Source organism: Shewanella sp. Isolate8 (genome assembly GCF_022398495.1).
Classification (GTDB): Bacteria; Pseudomonadota; Gammaproteobacteria; order Enterobacterales; family Shewanellaceae; genus Shewanella; species Shewanella aquimarina.
In genome coordinates this window covers 21,087-44,553 of sequence record NZ_JAKEVI010000001.1, presented here as the reverse complement: position 1 = coordinate 44,553, position 23,467 = coordinate 21,087, and the positions used below count along the sequence as shown (strand labels likewise).

The window sequence follows — 23,467 nt, the reverse complement described above, 5'->3', positions numbered from 1 at the left end:
GGACGAAAGGCTCGGTAGGGCAATGATCCAATCTGGTTATTGACTGATATCCTGCGGCTTCTTGAGTAACTTACGTTGCAGGGTTCGTCTATGCATCCCGAGTTGGCGCGCCGTCGCCGACACATTGCCCTTGTTGGCGGTCAACACCTGCTGCAGATGTTCCCACTCGACCCGCTTGGGGCTCAGGGGCGCCTCATCCACCTCGGGAGCGATCGCCTTGGGCGCCTTATCGTCCAGCACCTTAAGCAGGGTGGCGGTATCGGCAGGCTTGGTCAGGTAGTTGTCGGCGCCAAGGCGCATCGCCTCGACGGCGGTGGCTATGCTGGCATAGCCGGTCAACAGCACCAGCACGGCCTGGGGCACGGCGCCCTTGAGCGGGGGAATGAGCGCCAGGCCATTGTCATCGGCCAGCTTCATGTCCAGCAGAATATGGCTGGGTTTAAACTGACGGGCCTTGAGTAGCGCCTGAGTAGCATCGTGCGCCAACGCGCACTCGTAGCCGTGCTTGCTCATGCGCCGTGCCAGGATCCCGGCAAAGCTCGGCTCATCTTCGATGATCAAGAGTCGTTTCATGCTGCCCCCTGTATCGGCAGATAGACCTGTGCCACGGCGCCACCATCCACATGACTGCCGAGGATTAATCGCCCGCCGAGACGCTCCAGGCTCGCATGACTAAGCAAGAGGGCAACGCCCATCCCCTTGGGCTGCTCGACGATCTGATGACCGAGCTGCTGCAACAGTGACGCCGGAATACCCGAACCAAAGTCACGCACCCCAAGCACCAGCTCATCCCCCTGACGCTGGGCGGAGAAGCTCACCTTCTGCTCCCCCGTCGCCTCCTGGCTGGCTCTGGCACCATTCTCGATGAGTGCCAGTAACGCGGGCTGCAGGCTGGCATCCACCCGCAGCTGCAACTTGTCGAGTCCTTTGTCTGGCTCCAACGACAATTTCACCGCCGGCATCAGCAGATTGACCTGCTCTGTCAGGCCGCTCAGCACTTGTTCGGCCGACTCCAGGCGCCTCGCCCCCTCGCGGATCGATTCGGTAGCGCTGCGCAGCGCCGTCAGTGTGGACTCGCACACCGCCAGTGCAGACTTCATCTCCTGCAGCGCAGGACTATCGCCCTCCTCCTGCAACTCATCCACCAGCAACCTCATGCTAGCCAGTGGGGTCGCCAGCCGGTGGGCCATCTGCGCCGAGGCGGTACCGAGGGCGATCAACTTCTCCTGACGCAACTGCGCCTCACGCATAAAGGCAAGCTGAGCATCCTGGCGCCGCATGCGTTTGGCCAGCAAGGCCACACTCGTGGTCAATACTAGGGATGAAATGATGAAATTGACCCACATCCCCAGGTAGTGAGACTGCATATCCATACCGTGATGACTCATGGCACTTGGGGGCATGTTAAACAACATCAGGCTGTAGGCAACATTCGACAGCAGGGCCAGAGACCAGGGCGCCCAGAAGGGCAGCAGAACGGCGGCAATGGCTATCGGCAGCAATAGCAGGGAGATGAAGGCGTTGGTGGCGCCGCCGGAGAAATAGAGCCAGGAGATCCACAGCAAAGTGTCGAGCACCAGGGCGATAAATAGCCCCGAGTCACTGCTAAGCAGGGGCTTTCTCAGCCAGAAGGTAAAACTTAAATAGAAGGCCTCGAGGATCAGGGTCAGGTTCAATGCCGGACTGTGAAGCGACAAGCCAAAGGTGTCGGCAAACAGGAAGGTGAGACAGAGTTTCAGCATCAGGGCCATGATGCGCAGCAGGGCCAGTTGGTCGGCGGCGCGGTAGCGGCCGTAACTCAGGGTCGTCACATTAGATTCCTATTTTAGATCAAAGGCTAATCCTATCTTCGCCAGGGCATCGCCCGAGCGGGACAGGCTGTATTTTACCCCCTGTTCGAAATCGATTTCACTCTTTATTGCCAAAGAGTTGAGGCGCGCCATGCTCAGGCTGCAATCCTTGGGTCGCTGGGCCAGGTCGCTCGGGCTCGACTGAGGCGAGACGTGCTGGCTGCTCAGCCCCAGGATCTCGGCCATCTTAAGCAGCATCTGGTACTTGGTCATCCGTTCGCTCCCGGTGAAATGATAGATGCCCGCCACACCACCTAACCGCTGCTGACGTGCCACCAGCTTAACCAGGGCGTTGGCGATATCCAGTGTCGAGGTGGGGCTGCGCACCGCCCAATCATCCTGCTGGGTGGGCGCCTGATTCACCAGCTGTTTGAGCATCACCAACACCGCCGACTCATCCAGCGACTCGACCCGACCATAGAGGATAGGCAGACGTAGCACGGCGAACTCACTGGACACCTCAAGCAAGGCTAGCTCCCCCTCACGCTTGGTCTCGCCATAGAAATTGAGCGGATGCGTCTGATCCTCTTCGTCATAATCGGGTGAGGTGCCATCGAACACATAATCTGTGGAGATGTAACAGAGCCAGGCGCCATTGGCCTTAGCCGCCTGGGCAAGCTGCCGGGTGGCGGCCAGATTGAGCGCCTTTGCCGCCTCGGGGTCGCGCTCGGACACATCCGGTCGCCGCTCTGCCGCGCAGTGTAGAATCACCTCGGGTTTGTGGGTCTCGATAAATTGCTTTACCGCACTCTCGTCGGTCAGATCCAGCCTATGCATATCGGCTCCGGCGCGCGAATAACCGCAGGCCAGCAGCGTCACAGGCTCTTTTGCAAATTGCTCAACTAAAGCGCGCCCCAGCAAGCCTGTGGCCCCGGTTATCATTATCTTCAACATTAATGGGTTTCTCTGTTAATCGGCTCGCTGCCCGGCTGTAGCATGGGGCAATCCTTGGGCAGCACCATGGCGATCGCGCCAGCCTGAAGCTCGAACTCCACCCGCGACTCGGCGATAGGCTCGCCATCGAGATTAATGGGCATAGGCGGGGTGGAGCGCCAGCTGGCCTGGGTGTCGCGATGATACTTCACATACTGATTATCGGCCTTGGGCGACTGCAGCTCGGCGATCACCTGCGCCAGTGCCTCGATGGGAAAGTGATGCAGGGCCACCAGATCCATCAGGCCATCGTTGATATAGGCATCCGGCGCCAGTACCTGGCCGCCACCGGCCTGACGTCCGTTACACACGGCGCCCACCAGCAGCTGCTGGGTACTGGCCTCGCCATGAATAATAAACTCGCCGTCATAGGGCTTGAAATTAAGCGCCTGCACCAACCCAGACAGAGTATAGGCACCGCCACCGAGAAAGTGTTTCAGCGCCACCGGCGTGTTGGCGGTGACCTGGGCGCCGAAACCGCCACTGGCAATATTCATCACATACCTGTCGTTGGCACGGATCACATCGACGCCATAGGCCTCTCCCTGGGCCGCTAGACGCAGCGCTTCCTCGAAGTCGCCGGGCACCCTGGCCGCGGTGGCAAAGTCGTTGGCCGTCCCCATAGGCAAGAGTGCCAGCTCGCAGCGTTCGTCGCTGGTATGCCGCATCAGGGCGTCCACCAACTCATTCACCGTGCCGTCACCACCCGCCGCGACGAGGCGCCGGCAGCCCTCGGCGATAGCCTCATCCACCAGCCGGGCCACATCCCCGGTTTCAAAGGTCACGCGCACCTGAATCTCGTGATCGGCCCGCACCCTGTCGATCGCCTGGCGAAGCACCTCGTCACCGGCCTTCTTACCATTGAGTATGATGCGAAGTTTCATTGCTAATCTCCTGCCTGGGGCCACCTGCTCAACTCATCATAGCAGCAAGACAGTATCGGCTAAACTGGACTCACACCTTTGTGCCCCATAAAGCGAGTTTCATCTCTCGTTTCATATCTAAGCTCTGTTGTGGCCTGCTGACTTCTCTAAACGCGCCCTGCCCTGGATTGTTCAAAGCTCACAGCGTGCAAGCATGCGTCATAGCCCTCGACTCGCGCCAAACACTTGTAGATAAACAAATATTAAGGCTGGGGGATAAACAGGCGCCATGGATTTGCCGCGCCCGGCACAACAGGATATGCTCATGTGTTATCAAGGATATCTGGCCCAAGCTTGGAGCTTAACCATGAACAAATTAGCCATACTCGCCATTGCCAGCATACTGCTGCCAGCCTGCAGCCAGCAGGCCATGCAAGCCAATAGCGAGTCTTCTTCAAAAGCGCCCTCTGCAGCGCAAACCGAAAATCAGGCGCCCAACAAGCCAGAAAATCACATGGCCAACCAGCCCAGCTTCGACTGTAACGGCGACAAACTCTCCAGCATAGAGACCCTGATCTGCCATGACGCCGATCTGGCCGCGCTTGACCAACAGATGGCCAAGGTGTTCCGAGCTGCCGATGCCAAGGCCGTTAACGAGCATCCCCCCATGTTGAAAGCCGAACAACGCGGCTGGATAAAGGGGCGTAACGAGTGCTGGAAGAGTGAAGATAAAACACAGTGCGTGCGCGACAACTACCAGATGCGTATCGCCGAGCTGCAAGCCAGATATCGTCTTATCGCCCCCACTGCCGAGGTCAGCTACCAATGCAACGGTATCAAAGCCAAACAGGTGATGGTCAGCTATTTCGCCACCGAGCCTGCAACCCTCATCGCCGAATTTGGCGATAGCGTCTCGCTCATGGTCAGCCAGCCTAGCGCCAGCGGCAGCCGCTATCAGGGACGCAACGAATTACTGTGGGAACACCACGGCGAGGCGCGCATCACCTGGGGCTATGGCGCCGACCCTATGATCTGCACCCTCGCCGACTGATATGACACTACCTCTGCTGCTGACCGGACCCATGCTGCGTCACTGCGACGCAGACCATTTCACTCTCACCCTGGTGACCAGTGCGCCGCTGTCACAGTTAACGCTCACCCTGGGTGAGACTCGGCACTTGCTTGAGGGTGACGCCGTAGAGTGTCTCGAACTCGGCACTCACGCCTTCTTCTACTTGATCCATCTTAGCCAGCCAGGGCTCAATCCTGTCGGCACGAGTATTCCCTACCGGCTCAGCGACAGCCAGCATGGGGATCTGTTCGCGCCGCTCGAGCAACTGAGCTATGGCGACGGCGAGTGCACGGATTTCGTGATAAAGCCTGAGATAGACACCCTGCTGCACGGCTCTTGTCGCAACGCCCATCACCACAGCAGCGATGCCATGGTTGCCGCCGATACCCAAGTGGAAATCGCGCCGGATGCGGCAAAACGGCCGGCACTGATGATGCTCAGCGGCGATCAGATCTATGTCGACGATGTCGCCGGCCCCATGCTATTCGCCATTGGCAAGGTCATAGAAAAATTAGGCCTGTATGAGGAGGAGTTTCAACAGGCGCCACTCGGCCACAGTAAGCAGATAAGCTATCATCCGGCGGCCATGTATCAACGCCACAAGAAGCTACTGCCTCGCACCGAATATCCTGCGGGCAGCGCACTGGTACGTTGGTATATCAATCACCCCATCTTTACCTCGTCGATCGCCGAGAATCACCTGGTGAGTCTGTCCGAGATCGTCGCCCTCTACCTGCTTAGCTGGTCACCCGAGCTGTGGCAGTTGATCGATATCCCTAAGGAGGTGACGGGCCTGTCACCCAGCAATCAGCAGAGATGGCAGAAGGAGTGGCTACACCTGCTGGAGTTTAAGGCGGGGCTGACCAAGGTGCGGCGCCTGCTGGCACACCTTCCCACCTACATGATCTTCGACGATCACGACATCACAGACGACTGGAACCTCACCGCCAAATGGGAACAGGCGGCCTATGGCCACCCCTTCTCGAAACGCATCATAGGCAATGCGCTGATCGGTTATCTGGTGTTTCAGGGCCTGGGGAATCAAAAAAGCAAGTTTAGCGGCGACATTCTGCCCCAGCTCAAGCAGTTTCTCGCCAGTCGCGAGGAGGCGCAGCACGACACCTTAATCGAGGCGCTACTGGATTTTGACGAGTGGCACTACAGCCTCAATACCTCCCCCAAGTTGGTGGTACTGGACACCCGCACCCAGCGTTGGCGCAGCGAGTCTAACCTGGCCAAGCCTTCTGGTCTGATGGACTGGGAAGCCCTGATGGAGCTTCAGCAACAGTTAGTGGGACAGGAGAAGGTGATTATCGTCTCGGCGGCGCCCATGTTCGGCGTAAAACTGATCGAGGCGGTGCAGCGCGCCGCCACCTTTATCGGCGCCTCCCTCCTGGTGGACGCCGAAAACTGGATGGCCCATCCCGGCACGGCCAACACCCTGCTAAGCATCTTCCTGCATCGTAAGACGCCGCAGCAGTTCGTGATCCTTTCGGGCGATGTGCATTACTCCTTCGCCTACGACATAGGGATCCGCTTTCGCACTCAGGGGCCGCAGATCTATCAGATCACCTCGAGCGGCATCAAGAATCAGTTTCCCGAGAAGCTGCTACCCGTATTCGACAAATTGAACGGTTGGCTCTATGGTCACTTCTCGCCGCTCAACTGGTTTACCAAACGCAAACGCATGTCCATTCGCGGTCGACGCCCCAACGGCATGCGCAGTCAGCGGCTGATCAACGCCAGCGGCATAGGTGTGGTGAGCTTCGCTACAGATGGTGCCCCCTCGAAAATCGCCGTGCTCCATGGCGACATGAGTACCACAGAGTTCCTGCCGCCACGCCAGTCTCGTAACGGCTAAGTCTTATCCGGCAGGCCTTTAAAATGAGGTTTTTAAAGTGAGACTTCTAGAGTGATGCTTCTAGAGTGAGAGTTCCGGCAGGCTGATATCCAGCTGCCGACCCGTCACAGGATCCGTGAAAGCCAGGCGACGCGCCAGCAGCTTCATCGGCTGTTCATAATCCTCACTGCCTTTGGGCTGAAGAACGGGATAGAAATTGTCGTTGAGAATAGGCATGCCCAGGCTGTTCATGTGCAGCCGCAGTTGGTGAGTCTTACCTGTGACCGGCATCAGCTCGAAGCGCCCTATCTCCCCCTCGACGCTCACCAGGGCGATCTCCGAGTGACTATTGGCCTCACCCTCGACGATGCGCATGGTAAAACTAGGGCTTCCCTTATCGATACGATTCTTCACCGTCCAACGCTTGGGCAGGCTGAGTTTTCCCGCGCTATGCTCCGCCAGTAACTCAGGAGTGAGCCGCGCCAAGGCCTGATATTCCTTGGTGATCTGCCCATGACGAAACAACCCATGATAGGCGTCGCGGTGCTCACTCTGCTTGACCAGCAGGACGATGCCGGCGGTGGCGCGATCCAGCCGATGGGCGGCGATCAGCTGTTTGCAATCGGTACGTACCCTTAGACGGTTGATTAAACACTGATTAATTACCTCGCCTCCTGGGTGCAGGGCCATGAAATGTGGCTTGTTGGCCAGCACTATCTGCTCATCTTGATACAGAATAGACTCGCTATAGGGAGGCGTCGCCTCATGGGCGACCTCGCGGTAGTAATACACCTTCTGCTGTGGCCGATAGGCGGTGCTGAGTGCCAGCGCCTGACCGTCTTGCCAATGCACCTTGCCCGCATTAAAACGCTCTCGCCAGACGTCGGCTGGAATATTATCGAACCGCTGACAGAAATAGTCATAAACGCTCGCCGGGGGATTGGCGGTTTGAGGTAAGACGATAAAGGAGGCTTGAGCCGCGCGCACCATGACAGAAAGGCCTAAAGATGAAGGAGCGACCATGGTAACAAAAATTGCCGCCCGGATGAGAGCAAATTATCCCAATCACAGTCAGTGGTATTTATATATAGCGGGAAAAAACCTTTGAGAACCAGGCAGGATTTTCGATGACAAGTGCCTGTTGAACTTTAGCGTTCACGCTTGCAGCATTCTGTATCGCTTTTAAGTCCTAGCAACTCTGCAATCGAAAAGAGTAACGCCCTCATCGAGCGTTTTAACCAGTTAGGATGACCATGAGATCGGTATTACTGCCCCGCGTGGGACTTGATCAGCTCCAGCACGAAATCCATAGTCTTATGGCAATCGGGCTGATTGACCAGCACCTGCTTATCACGGTTATAAAGTGGCAGCACCTCAAGCCAACGCTGGCTGACCCAGGTAGCATCTTCCAGATGCAGATCGCCATAGAGCTCCTGCAGGGCGGGGTTGACCAGATAGAACTGCTCTAGTGCTGCACTGATCAGCTCAAATTCCCCCTTGATGGGCTCTTCGCGCCAATTGCTACAACTCAGGGTTCTAGCTATCCAGTTACCGTCACGTCGCTTGGCCGCCGAGAAGATCTTCACCCTCTGCTTACCTTCCAGTACCAGACCCAGACAGTCGTCTTCGAGTTGATTGAAGTCTATGATTTCGCACTGAGTCGCCAGTGGATAACAGGGGGGATTCGCCTGAGGGCGAGACATGGCAAAGGCTAGCGGGAAGTGCCCCTTGAGCACCTCGGCAATCAGTTTCAAGCTGCTAGGCCCCGCCACTCGTATCTCTATTCTGCCATCGGGCAAAAGTAGTTCGTCGCGGGTGATCAACGCCATCTCTTGAGTCAACATAGCAACCTCCTCCCCCTTGGTGGGTGATCGCCGTGAGTGTCGAGTCAGTGCGACTGAAAAATAACCAAGGAGCAATAATGATAAAGTGTAGCAGTTGTCGAAATTACTGCCCGAAACGCCATTATTGGATCGGCGATGCCATGCCAATCAAAATACCCGGTCCTTCGCTTATTAGACCCTAAAAGATTCCCTTTTGTTGCAGCCAATTAATTAGAAAGTGTTAATGTAACGCATAATATCGCCACTTTTTAATACCTTATCTAAGTCTTCTGCCAGTACTTCACTCATCTGCGCCGCCTGTCGCCAATAGCGCATCCGCTCCTCCGTACTCAGTCGGCTGAAGTCATTTCTGTCCGGCAACTTGCCATAGGGAAGCTGCTTTAAATAGGCCTCACTAGGGGCCAAGATCAGGGCGTTGTCATAGTTGCGTTTGGCGCTGCGCCAGGGCAGCGACTTGTCAAACCAGCCGGGCAGAATCTTGCTGTAGAAGTGGGGATAGAGGGTCAACCCAGGCGCGTGGGCCAGGGGAAGATCGAAATGATAATCTGTGATGCCACCATCGTAATAATGGCCGGCGGGAGCGCCTTCGATGCGCTCAACAGGTGCCAGCACCCAGGGGATAGAGCCGGTGGCCAGCAGAACCTGGGCGATGTTCTCCCCGGTCAGGGCCAGGTGACGACCCGGCAGATCCTTTAACTCATTAAAAGGCGAGGCTGCGCCGCCGCTACCAAACAGGTAACGCTCGAAGTGCCATCCCAGGGTGCGCCGACTCAGCAGATTAGTGACCGCCGTGGTGGCAAGACCGGCACCAAGTGCGGCTCTGTGAGACAGGCGGTTGAGATGACGGCCACGACAGGCGATGAAATGGCTCTTAATCACAGGATTGCTGACGATATCCGCCCCCTGCTGCGCCCCCAATATGCCCGAGACGATCCCCGCCACCTTATGCGACACCTCGCTTGCGCTGGGTTTGGTCTCGTAACGTTGACCAATATATTCCCGCTCCAGGCGCTCGTAGGCCGCCAGTGGGTCTTGCTGGGCCAAACAGGCCAGACGCCAAGCACCGGATGAGGCGCCCAGGGTATAGAGCGGAGTCTGTCTCGTCTTGAAGAAGGTGCCAAACAGATACTTATCCAGCGCGGCGATACCGAGCCATTTGGGCCCACCCGACGCCGCCAACACCTGGGTAAATAACTCGGGTTTCAGTCCCTGCTCGGCGATCTGTTTGTAGGCTTTCGGCCCGGCGAGAAAACGTAACTTAAGCACCTAACTCGGCTCCCTGAATTTATCTGTGTGCATGCCAAAAGCCATTCTATAAGAATTGCACTAAACTTGTCAGCGCGATTAAAATAGGGCGGTGGCAGGAGGTCACTGAGGAACAAAATGGACGACACGGTAAAAATTAAGCCCAACCAAACACTCGCCTACGTCATCATCACGCTGACGGTCAGCCTGTTTATCATTAAGCAGCTCTTTTTGAGTGACTTAGACGGTGAATGGCTACTCTTCATGGGTTACTGTCTGGCCATGCTCGTGTGGGCTGGCGCCCTGCTGAAACAAGAGATCATTTTTACCCCCCAAGCGATCGCCTTTGCCAATATTCCTCTCACGGGCCGTACTTCCCTTGGCAAGCAGAGCCTGATCGCCTATAGAGATATTATCCGTTGCCACGCCAGACTCGAAGGCTTGGAGATAGTGACTGACACTGAGGCCATCAGGGTTAGCCTATCACTCAACGACGGGCTCATCTCCCGTCTCAGTGCTGGCTTTGAGGCCCACGGCCTGCAGCTGACCCTTGAGGCGAGCAAGCAATAGAGGCGAGCCTAAGGCCAACAATCTCTTAAGGGGGCAACTTGCCGCAGACTCACGTCACCTCGATGCTCAAGGCCCTTATGCTTATCAGCCTCTTGCTGTCGCTAGCTGGCTGTCAGCGGGCCAAGGATGTAGATTATCTCTGGCAAGACTATAGTCAGCGCCTGGCCCATGTGATCGATCAAGCCTACTCGCCGCCTCCTTTCGAGCCACTACAACTCGGCAAAGCCAAAATAGCAGAGCTGGCCCCGATCACCATCTCGATACTCGAGACTCTGTCTCTGGGTCACTGTCCCTTAGGTCGCCTCATCGCAGACCACAACAGCACGCTCGGCAAGGTGGCGCCCCCAAGCCAGCAACTCATCTACCAGATAAGGTTTATTCAACTAGCGCCCGCCTGCATCGATACCTTAGAAGAGGGAGAGCTCAAGACCAAGCTGAAACAGGCCCTCGAGCAGAAACAAGATAATGCGATGGCCTACTTTAATCGGGTGCTCACCAGAGACAGGATCGGCTACGACTCTCTGGTGCTCGGCGAGATGCGCGCCGGTCGCTTCGAGCTAGAGTCGGCCATAGGCCAGCTGCTGAGCATCAAGCGCAACATCACTCAGGAACAATGGCAGCAGATAGACACGACGCAGATCGAACCCGCGCTTGCCCTCATGGCCCACCAAACGCTGCTACAAAGGTACCTTCGAGCCCTGGCCTACAGCCAGGCGCAGCTCCATGGCCTCAATGACTATCTGTCAACACATAGCGCGTCGGTCGCCTGCCGCCCCGGTCATGCCAACCGCAAACAGGAGATACTGCAAAATGTGTTTCATAAATACTACCTGGCGCAAACCCAGGCCTACCTGTCACAGCTCAACCAGCTACATTACCGCCTGAGTGAGCCGCTACTTTCCCTGTTCGAAGGCAGCAGCCATCAGCCCTTCATCGACCACTATTTTGGCCAGCAGCCTGATGCCCTGCCAGAACAGCTCAAGACCCAGATGCGCAGACATGTGAAGTGGTGGCTGGCCTTCAGGCAGAGCTGCAATATTGCCCCGCCTAGCTCCTCCACCTAACCGCTAGATAAGCTGCTACACCAGAGGCTATCCTGCCCGTCGAAAAGCCTGCTACACTGTCGCCACCTTATTGCATCCTACCAGCCTGAGCATCCGACCATGATCTTAGACACCCTAGATAACCTGGCACACTACACCCACCTGGGGCCGCGCATTGCCAAGGCGCTACAGCACCTCAAGGAGACAGACTTTACTCAGCTGCCCGTGGGCAACTATGAGCTTGAAGGCAAAGATATCTTTGTCATCGTCAACGACTATGAGACCAAGCCCAGAGAGGTAGAGCCCTTCGAGGTGCATCGTAAATATATCGACGTCCAGTATGTGGTGAGCGGTGAGGAGGAGTTTGGCTATCTGCCTCTGGCGGATCAGACACCATCCAAGCCCTATTATGACAAGCACGACTACGCCGAATATGACTATGAGTCCAACAAGGCGCGCGCGGCCTTTATCCCCTTCAAGGCAGGGATGTTTGCCCTCTTCTTCCCTCAGGACATGCATATGCCTGGCGTCTCGGCGACCCCGCAGGCGGTGAGAAAGGTGGTGATCAAGGTCAAGATCTAGTCCCCCTGCTGCCCGCGCCCGTCGCGGGCATGTTCACTTCCCGTCGCTCATTCAGGCGGCCATTCAATAGCCCATTCATCTGATACAAATTGTCACCCCCTCTGTTGGACACATCAGCTCTTAGGCAAATCTGCTAGGAGACGCAATAGATCTTGGGCAAATTAGCTTATCTACGCCCTAGCGCCTCTCACCAAATCCCCCATTGCGCTCCAACAACACACACATTTCGCCCTATGGGCGGCAAAAACATGATCTTGATCAATACTCACAAGCTGCTAATATAGCCACATCGAATTACATATACCATTTTGTTATATGGGAATTTTTTCTAATAATAAAAATAATCAGCAGCGAGTATCCCATGCATCACACATCCCCACTTAGCCAGATCTACCTCGACGCCAACGCGACCACCCCCGTATTACCCCAGGCCGCCAAGGCAGCGCTTGGCGCCATGGAGGAGCTTTTCGGCAACCCCTCGAGCAGCCATATTACAGGCCTGAAGGCCAAGAGCCTGATGGAGCAGACCCGCCTTCGGGCCAAACAGCTGCTGGGCAGCGGCCAAGGCAAACTCATCTTTACCAGCGGCGCCACAGAAGGCATACAGACCGCCATACTCTCCGCCCTCATCAAGGCCAAAGCCAGCCTGGAGCCAAACAGGCAATATAGCCTGCTCTATGGTGCCACCGAACATAAGGCGGTCCCCAACTCCCTTGCCCACTGGAATGATCTGCTTGAGATAGGTGCCCAGCTCAAGGCGATTCCGGTCGATGAGCATGGCGAGCTGGATCGCGACTTCATCGCCAGAGAAGTGCCCAACGCCCTGATGATCTGCACCATGGCGGTCAACAACGAGACGGGCGTGTATCAAGATCTCGATGCCCTGGATACCTGCATTCGTCAGCACAATCCTGAGGTGTTCTGGATGGTGGATTGTGTCCAGGCGCTGGGTAAACGCCCGCTGGCACTGGCGCAAACCAGCATAGATTACGCCCCCTTCAGTGGTCATAAGCTGTATGCACCCAAGGGGATCGGCCTAGTCTATATTCGCGAAGGCGCACCTTTCACCCCCTTCATCGCAGGTGGTGGTCAGGAAGGTGGACTGAGATCGGGTACCGAGAACCTGCCGGGCATGGCGGCGCTCAACGAGGTGTTCGCCATGCTTCTGGCCGAACAAGACAGCGCCTTCTATGGCCATGCAACGCTTAAAGGCTACCGCGAGCAGCTCGCTCTGGCGCTGCGCCGCGCCTTCCCGACGCTGGTGTTTAACCACAGCTTCGATAACAGCGTGCCCACTACCTTAAACTTCGCCGTGCCCGGCTTTAGCAGCAAGGAGATCATGGATCTGTTCGACGCCGCCAATATCCGCGTCAGCTCAGGCTCGGCCTGCAGCTCAAAGGTGACCCGCAGCTTCGTGCTCGATGCCATGGGACTGCCCGCCTGGCAGAGCGAGTCGGCCATTCGCCTCTCCTTCGGCCCCGCCATGACCCAGGCTGAGGTCGATCAGGCCTGCGAGCGCATCCAGTCTGCCGCTAACGCCTTGGGCAACAGCTGCCTGACCTTGAGCGGCAATGACGCCCTCGCAGATAAGAAGCCGCTTAACGGGTTGGTTCAGCTCAAGTCTGGGTCAAGCTGCAGCTGGATCTACGCCGATCAGCAGAGTAAACAAGCCGTGGTGATCGATCCCCTGCCCGAGCTGAGTCAGCGTATCGACACCCTGCTGCAGTGCCAGCAGTTATCCCCAGTCGCCTTTATCGATACCCATGGTCACGCCGATCATGTCTCGGGACGTGCGGAGTTGGCCGCACGTTATCTGCCCGAGCAGTCAAGCGATCATCTTGGCTGGCCGGAGGCACATCAGATCACTGAGATAGGTGCCAGACCGGCACAGTCGATCTCCCTAGGTCAGTTCTCTCTGGTGAAATTGGCGACTCCCGGCCACACCAATGACAGCATCAGCCTGCTGCTGTGCTCGCCCCAGGGAGAGGTGATCTACGCCTTCTGCGGCGATCTCGTCTTGATGGGTAGCCTGGGACGCACCAACTTCGACACCAGCTGCGCCAAGCAGATGTACAACAGCCTCAAGCTACTACACAGCCTGGTAGGTGACGACACCCTGCTCTGCCCGAGCCACGACTACTACAATGAGTTCACCACCAGCTTCGCCGCCGAGTTCAGGGGCAATCCGCTGCTGAACGAGGTGATCAACGGCACCATATCTATGGCACAGTTCGAGCAGCAAAAAGCGAGACTGGACACTCATCTCAAGGATGAAGCCGGCAGCGAGATCATCTGCGGCGCCTACACAGGCGATTGCGACAAGGCCAAGGTGAAGGAGTACGACAGCCAGACGCTCAGGCTGCAAGTAGGTCAGTCACCTAAGATTAAACTGCTGGATATTCGCGAGCCCCATGAATATGCCCTGCAACATGAGCTGGGTGCCCTGGGTGAGCAGACCATCAACGTGCCTATGACCAGGCTGGTGCAGTTCGTACAGGAGCACAAACAGGAAAGCGATGTCGAGTGGGTACTGGTCTGCCGTAGCGGCAGTCGTTCACTGGTGGCGGCCCAGGCGCTGCACAGACTCGGCTTTAACAAGATAGCCCACCTCAAGGGCGGCTATGCGCTGAGCGACAGTTAAGGTTTGCTATTACCCCTCAGCTGACCGACACAAAAAAACCGCATCAAATGATGCGGTTTTTTATTGGCGCACACTAGCCCACTAGCCCACTAGCCCACTAGAAGTAGTAGCCGAAGTTGATGTTAAAGCGCTTATTAGTGCCGCCATCACCCACCATAGAGCCGCCGATGAAAGGCTGGTTCTCGGCCACCACGAAATCGAAATAGGTATAGAGACCACCTGCGGTGACCGCCACCCCGGTCACGTTCATGAAGGTGTCTTCCTGGCCACTCGGCTTGTCGGTAACAAGCGAGTAGTCGTTATAGAAGGTCAGGTTTGATACTGGCCCCCACTTTACCGGCAGGCTATAGGCAAGGTCGGCCACATAACTGGTCGCCTCGGCAGGGATAGAATCGTAGAAGGCATAGGCGGCGACCACCATACGTTCTACATCCATGCCATCGACATCATACTTGTAGTCGGTGAGCTGCAACTTAAGGTTCCAGCGATCATAGTTAAGCACCCCATGTACCGCCGCGGCAACCTGGTCACCATCGGTGCCGTTTTCTATCTCAAGCTGGCCCATTTGACCCGACACGCCTAGCTCAAGCTTAACCTCGTCAAATTGAAAGTTATGGCTGTAACGGGCATTGAAGGTGTTCTTCTCGCCGGCGGCATAGCCAGCGGTTGGCGCATCGTATATCCCCTCGCCCGCCAAGCGAACACCTACTACGTCATAGGCATATCTGTGGGTGCGATCCGACACGTAACCATCCAGGCCACCCTGCTCATCATTCTTGTAGAAGGCGAGATCCAGTCGATTACTGTCGCTCTTATAGGTGTAGTTCAGGCCCAGATCATAATCGTCTTCGAGACCCAGGTAGAAGTTAGAACTGAAGAAGTAGTTGTTCGAGGCATAGGTCAGGATACCGAACGGCACCTGAGTCACCCCTATCTTACCCTGCTGCTCCTCATCGAAGTTATAGCCGACCCAAGCATGATGGATCACATTCATATATTCGAACCAACGATACTGGGCAGAGAAGATAACGTCGTCCAGATTACCATTTACATCGATACGGAAGAGGTCGAAGTCGAAATCACCGCCGCGATCGGTATTGGCGTCCGAATAGTCCTCGTAGGAATATTGGAAACGGGCCGCGCCGCCAAACTTGATCGACTTATCCATCTCCTTCTCTTCGGGCGCCTGCTCTTTCTCGGCTTCTAACTGCTCGATACGCGCCTTGAGCGCCTTAAGCTCTTCATCCACTGTCGTGGCGCCAGCATTGGCACTCAGGGCCAGCGCGATACAACTAGCTGCAAGTGTATAGCGAATCATCATTCATCCTCTTTGATTTATTTAGTTTTCTGCTTTTAAGCTGCCATCAACATCATGAGTATAGAAACCAGAGCGCACTTAGGCCAAAAGCACCTCACCCGCTAATTCAAGCAGGTAGATGGTCACCATGGAAACCAGAGCCCTCATACGCTTAGCAAAATGAATAAACATCGAGCTAAAATAATTAGCACTCAAATCATGAAAGTTATTAGTATTATTATCGACGACAGCAAAGATGTGACCCAAATCGAACAAAAATGAGTTCGCTCTGAGCATTAGGTGAAAAAATTTAACACATTTCACCCAAAAACTACAGAAAATTGCGATACAGCAAGGATAAAGCATCGGTAAAAATGCGGAAAATTAGTTACAGATCAAATCAAAATAGGAGGTGACTGGAGGGGACGTAAGCATCTATCGCTAAGCTCTGCTTCAACCATTATCTAGGGAGTATGAGGTTTGTCCATCTAGCGGCATATAGCTCAAAGCGTATCAATCCTCCACGCCCTAGGCGGGCAAGACTATGGAGCTAAAGCCGTTTGAAATGACAGTTTAATACAGCACTTTGGAGCAGTACTTTGAAACAGTACTTTGAAAGAGCAGCTTGAAAAGACGAAAAAGCGCGGCCTCCTGCCGCGCGTGTTCACTTTAAGGAATTCCCCTTAGGGTCTCTCCTCACAAGGTTAGTAATGAGCAGAGGCTGAAAGGAGGAGGTCTCATTCCCTCAAGCATCACCAAGGAGGCGCAACTGCGATGGCAAACTGAAAACACCGCTGCCTCCGGCCGTCCCTGGCCCCATCGAATCACTTAGTCTTGGTGCAACAAACTAGTCTAGGGCTTCCAACTCCTTGTCCCCCTTAAGCGCCTTGGTCTGATATAGCCAGCGGTACAGGGTCGGCAACACCAGTAGCGTCAGCGCGGTAGAGCTAAACAGGCCGCCTATGATCACCACCGCCAGTGGCTTTTGGATCTCACTGCCCACACCGCTAGACAGGAGTATTGGGATCAGCCCCAGCGCCGAGGTCAGCGCCGTCATCAAAACGGGGCGCAGGCGGCCCACAGTGCCTTCATACACGCTGGTATAGAGGGCTTCTCCCGAGGCGCGCCTCTGGTTTATCGAGTCCACCAGCACCACACCATTGAGCACCGCCACCCCAAACAGGGTGATAAAGCCGATGGAGCTGGGTACAGACAGATAGGTGTCGCTGACATAGAGGGCCACCACACCACCGATCAGCGCCAGCGGCACGTTGGCCATGATCAGACCCACCTGCTTGATAGAGCCGAAGGAGAAGTAAAGCAGCAGGGCGATCAGCGCGATCGAGATAGGCACCACCAGCATCAGCTTCTGCTGAGCCCGCTGCTGGTTCTCATACTGACCGCCGACCACGACCGTATAGCCCGGCGGCAGGTCGGCCTGAGGCACTATGGCGTAGATATCCTTGACCACAGAGCCCATGTCGCGTCCCGACACGTTGGCCTGCACCACCACCCGTCGCTGCACGTCGTCGCGGCGGATATTGGGCGGCGCCATCTCGACCACCACATCGGCCACCTCGCCTAGGCGTACGGTCGCACCATTTACGCCGCTGAGCAGGAGATCTTCCAGCGCATCGGGCGCGCTGCGATATTGGCTGGCCAGACGCACATTGATGTCGTATCTGGCGTTGCCGTCGATCACCTGCCCGGCGCTGACACCGCCTATGCCCTGACTCACCAGGCTCATCACCTCATCGACGCTGATGCCGTAGCGGGCCAGCAGATCGCGCTTGGGACGCACCACCAGCTGGGCCTCACCGGAGACCTGCTCCAGGGAGACGTCGACCGCCCCCTCGATACCAGACACCAGTTCACTCAGCGCCTGCCCCTTGCTGGATAACACCTCGAGATCTGGGCCAAACAGCTTGATCGCCAGCTGCGCCTTCACCCCGGAAAGCAGCTCATCGACACGGGTGGCGATGGGCTGAGAGAAGGTAAACAGCAGGCCGGGGAAGACGCTCAGCTTCTCTTCCATCTTGCGCTGCAGCTCCAGACGCGTCTCGGCGTATTCCCACTGCTCGATCGGCTTAAGGCCGATATAGATCTCTATGTTGCTCACAGGCTCAGGATCGCCGCCCAGTTCTGGGGCGCCGATACGGCTCAAGGCATAGTCGACCTCGGGAAAGGTCATCAACATGGCCTCCAGCTTAGGGGCTACATCCAATGAGGTGGCCAGGCTGGCCGTCGGTGCCAGGGTCACCCTCAGGTTGATGGTGCCCTCCTCGAGCTCAGGCACAAACTCGGTACCGAGTCTCGGCAGCAGTGCCATGCTGAGCCCAAACAGCATGACCGCGGTCAGCACCACCAGCTTAGGACGCGCCAGCGTCGCGCTGAGCAGCCTGCGATAGATAGCCTCCACAGGCTTGAGTACCGGACTCTCCCTCAGGGTCACGCCACGCTTGAACAGATAGACAGCCAGGGCCGGCACGCCGATCAGGGCGACAAACAGCGCCGCCACCATGGCCAGGATGATGCTCACCGCCATGGGTTGGAACAGCTTGCCCTCTACCCCTTCCAGGGCAAACAAGGGAGCAAACACCACTATGATGATGGCGGTGGCGAAGAAGATGGGGCTGCACACCTCCTTGGCGGCCAGCATGACCCTCAGGGCGATGCCGCTGCGCTCTCCTTCTCCTAGGCCATCTTCCTCGCCGTGGTAGGGGTCACACTCGCCCGAGGCGCGGGCCTTGGCCTGATCGAAATGGCGTCTGTCCGGCTGGGTCAGATGCTTGAAGATATTCTCCACCATCACCACTGAGCCATCCACCAGCATGCCGATAGCCACCGCCAGCCCGCCGAGGGACATCAGGTTAGCCGACATGCCAAAGTAGGCCATCACCATCAAGGCCAGGCCGATGGAGACTGGGATAGAGAGCAGCACCAACAAAGTCGCGCGCAGGTTCACCAGGAAGAGCGCCAGGATCACCACGATAAACAGGAAGGCCATCAAGAGGGCATCGCGCACCGTCTCTACCGCCTTGTTCACCAGATCCGCCTGATCGTAGAACACCTCGAAGGAGACCCCCTTGGGCAGGGCCTGCTCTATCATGGCGGTGCGGGCCGAGATATCATCAATAGTCGCCTTGGTGTTAGCCCCCATACGCTTGAGCACAACACCTGCGACCACTTCGCCCAGCGACTGCGGCGTGCCGCTATCGTCGCGGCGGGTCATGGTCACCGCGCCCACACGGATCTCGGCGCCAAAGTCTACCTTGGCGATGTCGGCCACCCGCACTGGCGTGCCGCCCACCTCTGTGAGTGGGATCTGGGCGATCGCCGCCAGGCCAGCCTCACCTGCGGGTAACAGGCCGTAGCCGCGCACCACCAGCTGCTCCTGTCCCTGGTCCATAAACCAGCCACCGGCGTTGCGGTTGTTGCTCTCCAGCGCCTGGGTCACCTGGGCCATAGAGAGGCCATAGCTGCGCAGCTTATTGGGCTCAATCTGCACCTGATATTGACGCACCTCGCCCCCGAAGGAGAGCACGTCGGTCACCCCTCCTACCGGCATCATGATGAGTTTCACCAGATAATCGTTGAGGCTCCTTAGCTCGGCGGCATCTATGCCGGACTCGGGCGTCGCCCGCAAAATGTACTGATAGATCTGTCCCAAGCCTGATGTGTTGGGGCCTATCTCGGGCACCCCCACCCCGTCAGGGATCATCTCTCTGGCGGCCTGCAGCTGCTCAAACACCTGCTGACGGGCAAAGTAGATATCTGTGCCCTCGGCAAACACCACTGTCACTATGGAGAGACCGGTGCGCGATAAGGAGCGCACCTCGGTCACCGATGGCAGGGCGTACATGGCCGACTCAACCGGGTAGCTGATCAGCTTTTCCACCTCCTCGGCCGCCAGCCCCTCGGCGGCGGTGTTGACCGTCACCTGTACATTGGTGACATCGGGAAAGGCATCGAGATTGAGCTTAGGTAACATGGCGACGCTGGCTACCACACCACACAGCAGCGCCAGGGCCACCAGAAGCCGATTGCGTATCGCGCTATCGATAAGTTTCTGAAGCATAGGGGCTACCTCTTAGTGGTTGTGAATGTCGAAGCCTGACTTGGCCTGCTCTGACGCCAGGAAGAAGGCGCCCGAGACAACTACACGCATCTTGGGGCTCAGCCCCTGCACCAGGTTCATGCCGCGTTGGCGCTCACTCACCTCGACCTCGACGGCCTCGAAGCCATCCCCCTCTTCGACAAACACCTGCCAGTCGCCATCACCGCCGCGGGTCAGCGCCGCATCGGGCAAGATCACTCCATCCTGGTTGTTGTCGGCCAGATAGATCTCGGCAAACTGACCGGCGTGCAGCACGTGGCCCGGATTGGCGAAGGCCACCAAGATCTGCTCGGTGCGGGTGACGCTGTCGATCTCATGGGAGCGGCCGATCACCTCGGCCTCCAGGCTAAAGTCGCCCACCTTCACCAGCGCCTTACTGCCTACCTTGATCTGTTGAGACTGAGTCGGCGTCACCTGCGCCTCGACCCAGAGGTGAGACTCGTCGGTGAGCTGCATCAGGGCGGTGCCACCGGCAAATACCTGTCCGCGCATGGCCACATCCTGCTGCACCCTACCAGCAAGCGGTGCCAGCAGCCGATAGCTGCCTATGATTTCGGGATCCGATTCCAGCGCCTCGATCTGCGCCGGCGTCATCTTGAGGGCCTCGAGTATGGCGCGTTTGAGCTCTGCATCCACCTGCGCCTGCAGACGGCGGCTGGCACTCACCGCGCTCTGGCTCATGCGTTTAACCCGGCCCCACTCGGCCGCGGCATTGATGTAATCCGCCTGGGCTTGAGCCACGGCGGCCCCTCCCAAGGTCAACAGGGGCTGGCCCTTGGCGACCTCCTGTCCCGGCACCACATGACGCGCCAGCACCCGCACATCCAGCTGAGGTGCCAGGGTCACGGTACGCTCCCTGTCCACCACCAGGGTGGCCGTCGCGACCGCGGCCAGACTGAAGCCCTGACTGCTTACCTGCCCTACACGGATCCCCGCCAGCTGACGCTGCTCCTCGCTGAGCACTAGCTCGCCACCATGGGCCTCTTGGTCGCCATGATCCTCGCTCTGATTCCTAGCCTGCGCTAGTGTCGACTCTTGTGTCAGCGGCTTATTGTCCGGCTCGGCACTATGATCATGTCCCTCCGCGCCGAGGGCGACCCCGCCCATGGCCGTCATCGTCATCAGGGCGCCAAAGCCCATGGCCCGCATCAATGGGCTTAACTGTAGGAAACGTTTGTTATTTGATTGATTCTTCATACTTTTCACCTAAATTCTTTATCCGTTTTGCTAAAGCCTGCTCGCTAAAATCCGCTCGCTAGCTTTAGCGCCTTAGCGCGACTAAACGCCTTCGCGGCCGAGCTGACGCTGCAGGTATTCCTCCAGCTGACCGCTCTGCCCCATCCAGTCGAGCCAGCTGCGGTAGAGGGCGCTCTCGAGGGAGAGGCCCGCCAGATAGCTGTTTGCCAGCTGCCGCTGCCCCTGCAGATAGTCGCTGGTGCTGATGTCGCCCGCACGCCATTGCTGTGACAGGGCATCCTGCACACCGGCGCCAGAGGTAAGCACCAACTCACGCCACTCGCGGTAACGCTGCTGCAGCCTGGGCAGGCTTAGGTGAAAGAGTTTGGCGGCCTGAGTGAGGCTACGCTCACGGGCCAGATAATCTTGCTCGGCGATGGCGACCTGAGTTCCGGCCGCGGCCTTTGCCTGGCGATAATCGTTGCGGATCCGAATCGGGATCGACAGCCCCACTCCCAGCTTGTTCTCCTCGCCTTCACGCTCGGCGCTCAAACTGATACTGGGATCGGCGCTGGTATCTGCCGCCACCTGCTGGCTGGCAAGTTTGGCCATCATCACCTGCTGGTAGGCGCCGGCCAATGCGGGCAGCTCGGGGCCAACCTCGCCACTCGCCGCTGTGCCGAGGGCGCCGATAAACTCGGCGAAGGGCAACTCCAACTCGCCAAAGCGGCTGAGCACGCTGGCATCGGCGGCCAGCGAGGCCTGCTCTGCACTCGCGTGATCCGCGGCCTTACTGGCCAGATCCAGCTGCATCAGCTGCAGCTCGGCCCGTGACAGGACCCCCGCCTCCAACTGCTGCTTGGCGATGGCGACCTGCTGTTTGGCGCTCTCTAGCAAACGTCCCTGAAAGGCGAGTAATTTCGCCTGCTGCGCCTGCTCCACCAGCGCCATCAAGAGTTCTCCATAGAGCTGGCTGCGGGCCAGACGATTATCGGCCAGCAAGATCTCGGCCTCGAGCTGGGCAACACGTGTCGCCACCCCACGCTTGTCGCCCCAGTCTAGGGTCTGACTCACCTCCAGGGTATAGGTATCTTCGCTGGCATTTTGGTAGCTCACCCCCAGCTCGGGGTTATAGACGGGCCTGTCTGTGGCCTCAACCAAGAGCCTAGCCTGACGAACCTTGGCCTGCTGCGCCTGGATCTCAGGCAGTTGATTCACCTTGGCCATCAGGGGGGCGAGCCACCCCTGAAAACCTGTTTTATCTATCTGCGCCAGCAAGGGGGCCGGCGCAATTTCTCCCGCTTCTGAGTAAAGGGTTTCGGCGAACAGTGGCGCGCCCCATATGGCGCCCAATAATGCGGTGGCGATTAAGCTCTTTCTCATCGCAATTCCTAATCTTAAGGATCAGGCTTCTCTGCTGCCTGCCAAGGCATGGTTAACCATAGCTAGGCAGGCAAACGCACAGCATCGACCCGCGGCAAGATAATTCACCACGGCCCAAGTCTGGCAGTTAACAGAGAACGCCCGATAAAAAACGGTAACCCAACAGTGCCCGCGCCATACACAGGGCCTGAAAAGGCATTATTTTCAGAAGATTAAGAAAGTAAGATGGGTGGGCGATAAGCCGCTTGTTGCTCTGGTGGCAGGTAGTGCAATCTGGCGCTCGCGGGCTCATCGCTCACGGGCACAGAAGGGGTCAGGGCCAGCTGAGACACTAAGGTCACGTGACCGCCATGACACTGGCAGTCGAGGCAGAGATCGAAGGTCTGAGTCTCTGTCTTGCTGATCTGGTGTTGATGTGGCGTCTCTAGCTCGGGCTCATCGAAGGCGCACTGGCAATCGACACACTGAGCCAGGCTCACCACTTCGGCAGTAAACTGCAGATGGGGATGGGTTTCGCTCTCCTCTTCATGGCTGCCAAGATGCAACTGATGCGCGCCAAGATTCGCCCCTGCAAACTGCAGTGCGACTACGGCTATCATCATCAAGGCTAACTTGTGAACCAGTTGTCGAAAGAAGCGACTCAAGCAAACTCCAAAAGGGAAAAAGCGTAAAAAGGTCGAGTAATCAGACTCAAGGGGTGGCAAATAGTTCCACGGCTATCGCTAAATTAACAGGAGATTCGTCCCGTCATGCCAGCCAGATCACACTTGCCACCCGCTACGCCATTACTTGAATACGCAGTGCTTGGTGTAGTCGGCGGCTTCGTTGGCCGTCCAATCACCCTTAGGCTTATCTTCCATCTGCTTACACCACTTTTCGCTACCCACCTCGGGAGCACAACCAGAAAGCGATGCCATCAGAGCTAAGGCCAGTGCAGCAGACGTCAGAGAGAGTGAAGATTTTAACATGAAGAGATTCCTTAAGGATGTCAGATAGTAATATTACCAGTCC

At 57.2% G+C, this 23,467-nt stretch carries 19 protein-coding genes; 6 read left to right on the top strand and 13 right to left on the bottom strand.

Features of this window, described 5'->3' with window-relative positions:
* Positions 1 to 36: 36 nt before the first annotated feature.
* From L1D43_RS00190 to yegS, 4 genes are all read right to left on the bottom strand, one after another.
* Positions 37 to 573 (bottom strand): response regulator, encoded by a 537-nt coding sequence (locus L1D43_RS00190; RefSeq protein ID WP_239849471.1) that lies wholly within the window; start codon positions 571 to 573, stop codon positions 37 to 39.
* Entirely contained in the window at positions 570 to 1,751 is a 1,182-nt protein-coding gene (locus L1D43_RS00185; protein ID WP_239851002.1) for an ATP-binding protein, read from the bottom strand. The genes L1D43_RS00190 and L1D43_RS00185 overlap by 4 nt, the downstream gene beginning before the upstream one ends.
* Before the next feature lie 69 nt (positions 1,752 to 1,820).
* Complete coding sequence (locus L1D43_RS00180; protein ID WP_239849470.1) at positions 1,821 to 2,744, bottom strand: SDR family oxidoreductase; 924 nt, start codon at positions 2,742 to 2,744, stop codon at positions 1,821 to 1,823.
* Positions 2,744 to 3,667 carry a lipid kinase YegS gene (gene yegS / locus L1D43_RS00175; protein WP_239849469.1) on the bottom strand — a complete coding sequence of 308 codons (924 nt, stop codon included), beginning with the start codon at positions 3,665 to 3,667 and terminating at the stop codon, positions 2,744 to 2,746. The genes L1D43_RS00180 and yegS overlap by 1 nt, the downstream gene beginning before the upstream one ends.
* 346 nt (positions 3,668 to 4,013) lie before the next feature.
* Here yegS and L1D43_RS00170 point away from each other — a divergent pair, with 346 nt between their 5' ends.
* Together L1D43_RS00170 and L1D43_RS00165 are read left to right on the top strand one after the other, a co-directional pair.
* Positions 4,014 to 4,697 carry an MliC family protein gene (locus L1D43_RS00170; RefSeq protein ID WP_239849468.1) on the top strand — a complete coding sequence of 228 codons (684 nt, stop codon included), beginning with the start codon at positions 4,014 to 4,016 and terminating at the stop codon, positions 4,695 to 4,697.
* Between the two features lies 1 nt (position 4,698).
* Positions 4,699 to 6,579: an alkaline phosphatase D family protein gene (locus L1D43_RS00165; RefSeq protein WP_239849467.1), complete on the top strand. Its 1,881-nt coding sequence runs from the start codon at positions 4,699 to 4,701 to the stop codon at positions 6,577 to 6,579.
* A 60-nt stretch (positions 6,580 to 6,639) separates the two neighbouring features.
* Here the strand turns inward: L1D43_RS00165 and L1D43_RS00160 are convergent, their stop codons facing one another.
* From L1D43_RS00160 to L1D43_RS00150, 3 genes are all read right to left on the bottom strand, one after another.
* The gene (locus tag L1D43_RS00160) at positions 6,640 to 7,581 is read right to left on the bottom strand and encodes a pseudouridine synthase (RefSeq protein WP_239849466.1); all 942 of its coding nucleotides are present in this window, start codon (positions 7,579 to 7,581) and stop codon (positions 6,640 to 6,642) included.
* A gap of 242 nt (positions 7,582 to 7,823) precedes the next feature.
* The gene (locus tag L1D43_RS00155; protein ID WP_041509900.1) at positions 7,824 to 8,402 is read right to left on the bottom strand and encodes an LON peptidase substrate-binding domain-containing protein; all 579 of its coding nucleotides are present in this window, start codon (positions 8,400 to 8,402) and stop codon (positions 7,824 to 7,826) included.
* A gap of 210 nt (positions 8,403 to 8,612) precedes the next feature.
* Positions 8,613 to 9,668, bottom strand: coding sequence for an alpha/beta hydrolase (locus tag L1D43_RS00150; protein WP_239849465.1), 1,056 nt, complete (start codon positions 9,666 to 9,668; stop codon positions 8,613 to 8,615).
* 117 nt (positions 9,669 to 9,785) lie between these two features.
* Here L1D43_RS00150 and L1D43_RS00145 point away from each other — a divergent pair, with 117 nt between their 5' ends.
* The 4 genes from L1D43_RS00145 to L1D43_RS00130 all read left to right on the top strand — a co-directional run bounded on the left by L1D43_RS00145 (position 9,786) and on the right by L1D43_RS00130 (position 14,483).
* Complete coding sequence (locus L1D43_RS00145; protein WP_239849464.1) at positions 9,786 to 10,217, top strand: hypothetical protein; 432 nt, start codon at positions 9,786 to 9,788, stop codon at positions 10,215 to 10,217.
* A gap of 38 nt (positions 10,218 to 10,255) precedes the next feature.
* Positions 10,256 to 11,281 (top strand): DUF3080 family protein, encoded by a 1,026-nt coding sequence (locus L1D43_RS00140; RefSeq protein WP_239849463.1) that lies wholly within the window; start codon positions 10,256 to 10,258, stop codon positions 11,279 to 11,281.
* A 99-nt stretch (positions 11,282 to 11,380) separates the two neighbouring features.
* On the top strand, positions 11,381 to 11,842 hold the full coding sequence (locus tag L1D43_RS00135) for a YhcH/YjgK/YiaL family protein (protein ID WP_239849462.1): 462 nt from the start codon (positions 11,381 to 11,383) through the stop codon (positions 11,840 to 11,842).
* Positions 11,843 to 12,203: 361 nt separating this feature from the next.
* Positions 12,204 to 14,483: an aminotransferase class V-fold PLP-dependent enzyme gene (locus L1D43_RS00130; protein ID WP_239849461.1), complete on the top strand. Its 2,280-nt coding sequence runs from the start codon at positions 12,204 to 12,206 to the stop codon at positions 14,481 to 14,483.
* A gap of 97 nt (positions 14,484 to 14,580) precedes the next feature.
* Here the strand turns inward: L1D43_RS00130 and L1D43_RS00125 are convergent, their stop codons facing one another.
* From L1D43_RS00125 to L1D43_RS00100, 6 genes are all read right to left on the bottom strand, one after another.
* On the bottom strand, positions 14,581 to 15,801 hold the full coding sequence (locus tag L1D43_RS00125; protein ID WP_239851000.1) for a carbohydrate porin: 1,221 nt from the start codon (positions 15,799 to 15,801) through the stop codon (positions 14,581 to 14,583).
* An 826-nt stretch (positions 15,802 to 16,627) separates the two neighbouring features.
* On the bottom strand, positions 16,628 to 19,858 hold the full coding sequence (locus L1D43_RS00120; protein WP_239849460.1) for a CusA/CzcA family heavy metal efflux RND transporter: 3,231 nt from the start codon (positions 19,856 to 19,858) through the stop codon (positions 16,628 to 16,630).
* A 12-nt stretch (positions 19,859 to 19,870) separates the two neighbouring features.
* Entirely contained in the window at positions 19,871 to 21,094 is a 1,224-nt protein-coding gene (locus L1D43_RS00115; RefSeq protein WP_239849459.1) for an efflux RND transporter periplasmic adaptor subunit, read from the bottom strand.
* Positions 21,095 to 21,175: 81 nt separating this feature from the next.
* Positions 21,176 to 22,456: a TolC family protein gene (locus L1D43_RS00110; protein ID WP_239849458.1), complete on the bottom strand. Its 1,281-nt coding sequence runs from the start codon at positions 22,454 to 22,456 to the stop codon at positions 21,176 to 21,178.
* Positions 22,457 to 22,668: 212 nt separating this feature from the next.
* Positions 22,669 to 23,100: a hypothetical protein gene (locus L1D43_RS00105; protein WP_239849457.1), complete on the bottom strand. Its 432-nt coding sequence runs from the start codon at positions 23,098 to 23,100 to the stop codon at positions 22,669 to 22,671.
* Positions 23,101 to 23,241: 141 nt separating this feature from the next.
* On the bottom strand, positions 23,242 to 23,424 hold the full coding sequence (locus L1D43_RS00100) for a DUF3012 domain-containing protein (protein ID WP_011867156.1): 183 nt from the start codon (positions 23,422 to 23,424) through the stop codon (positions 23,242 to 23,244).
* Positions 23,425 to 23,467: the final 43 nt, after the last annotated feature.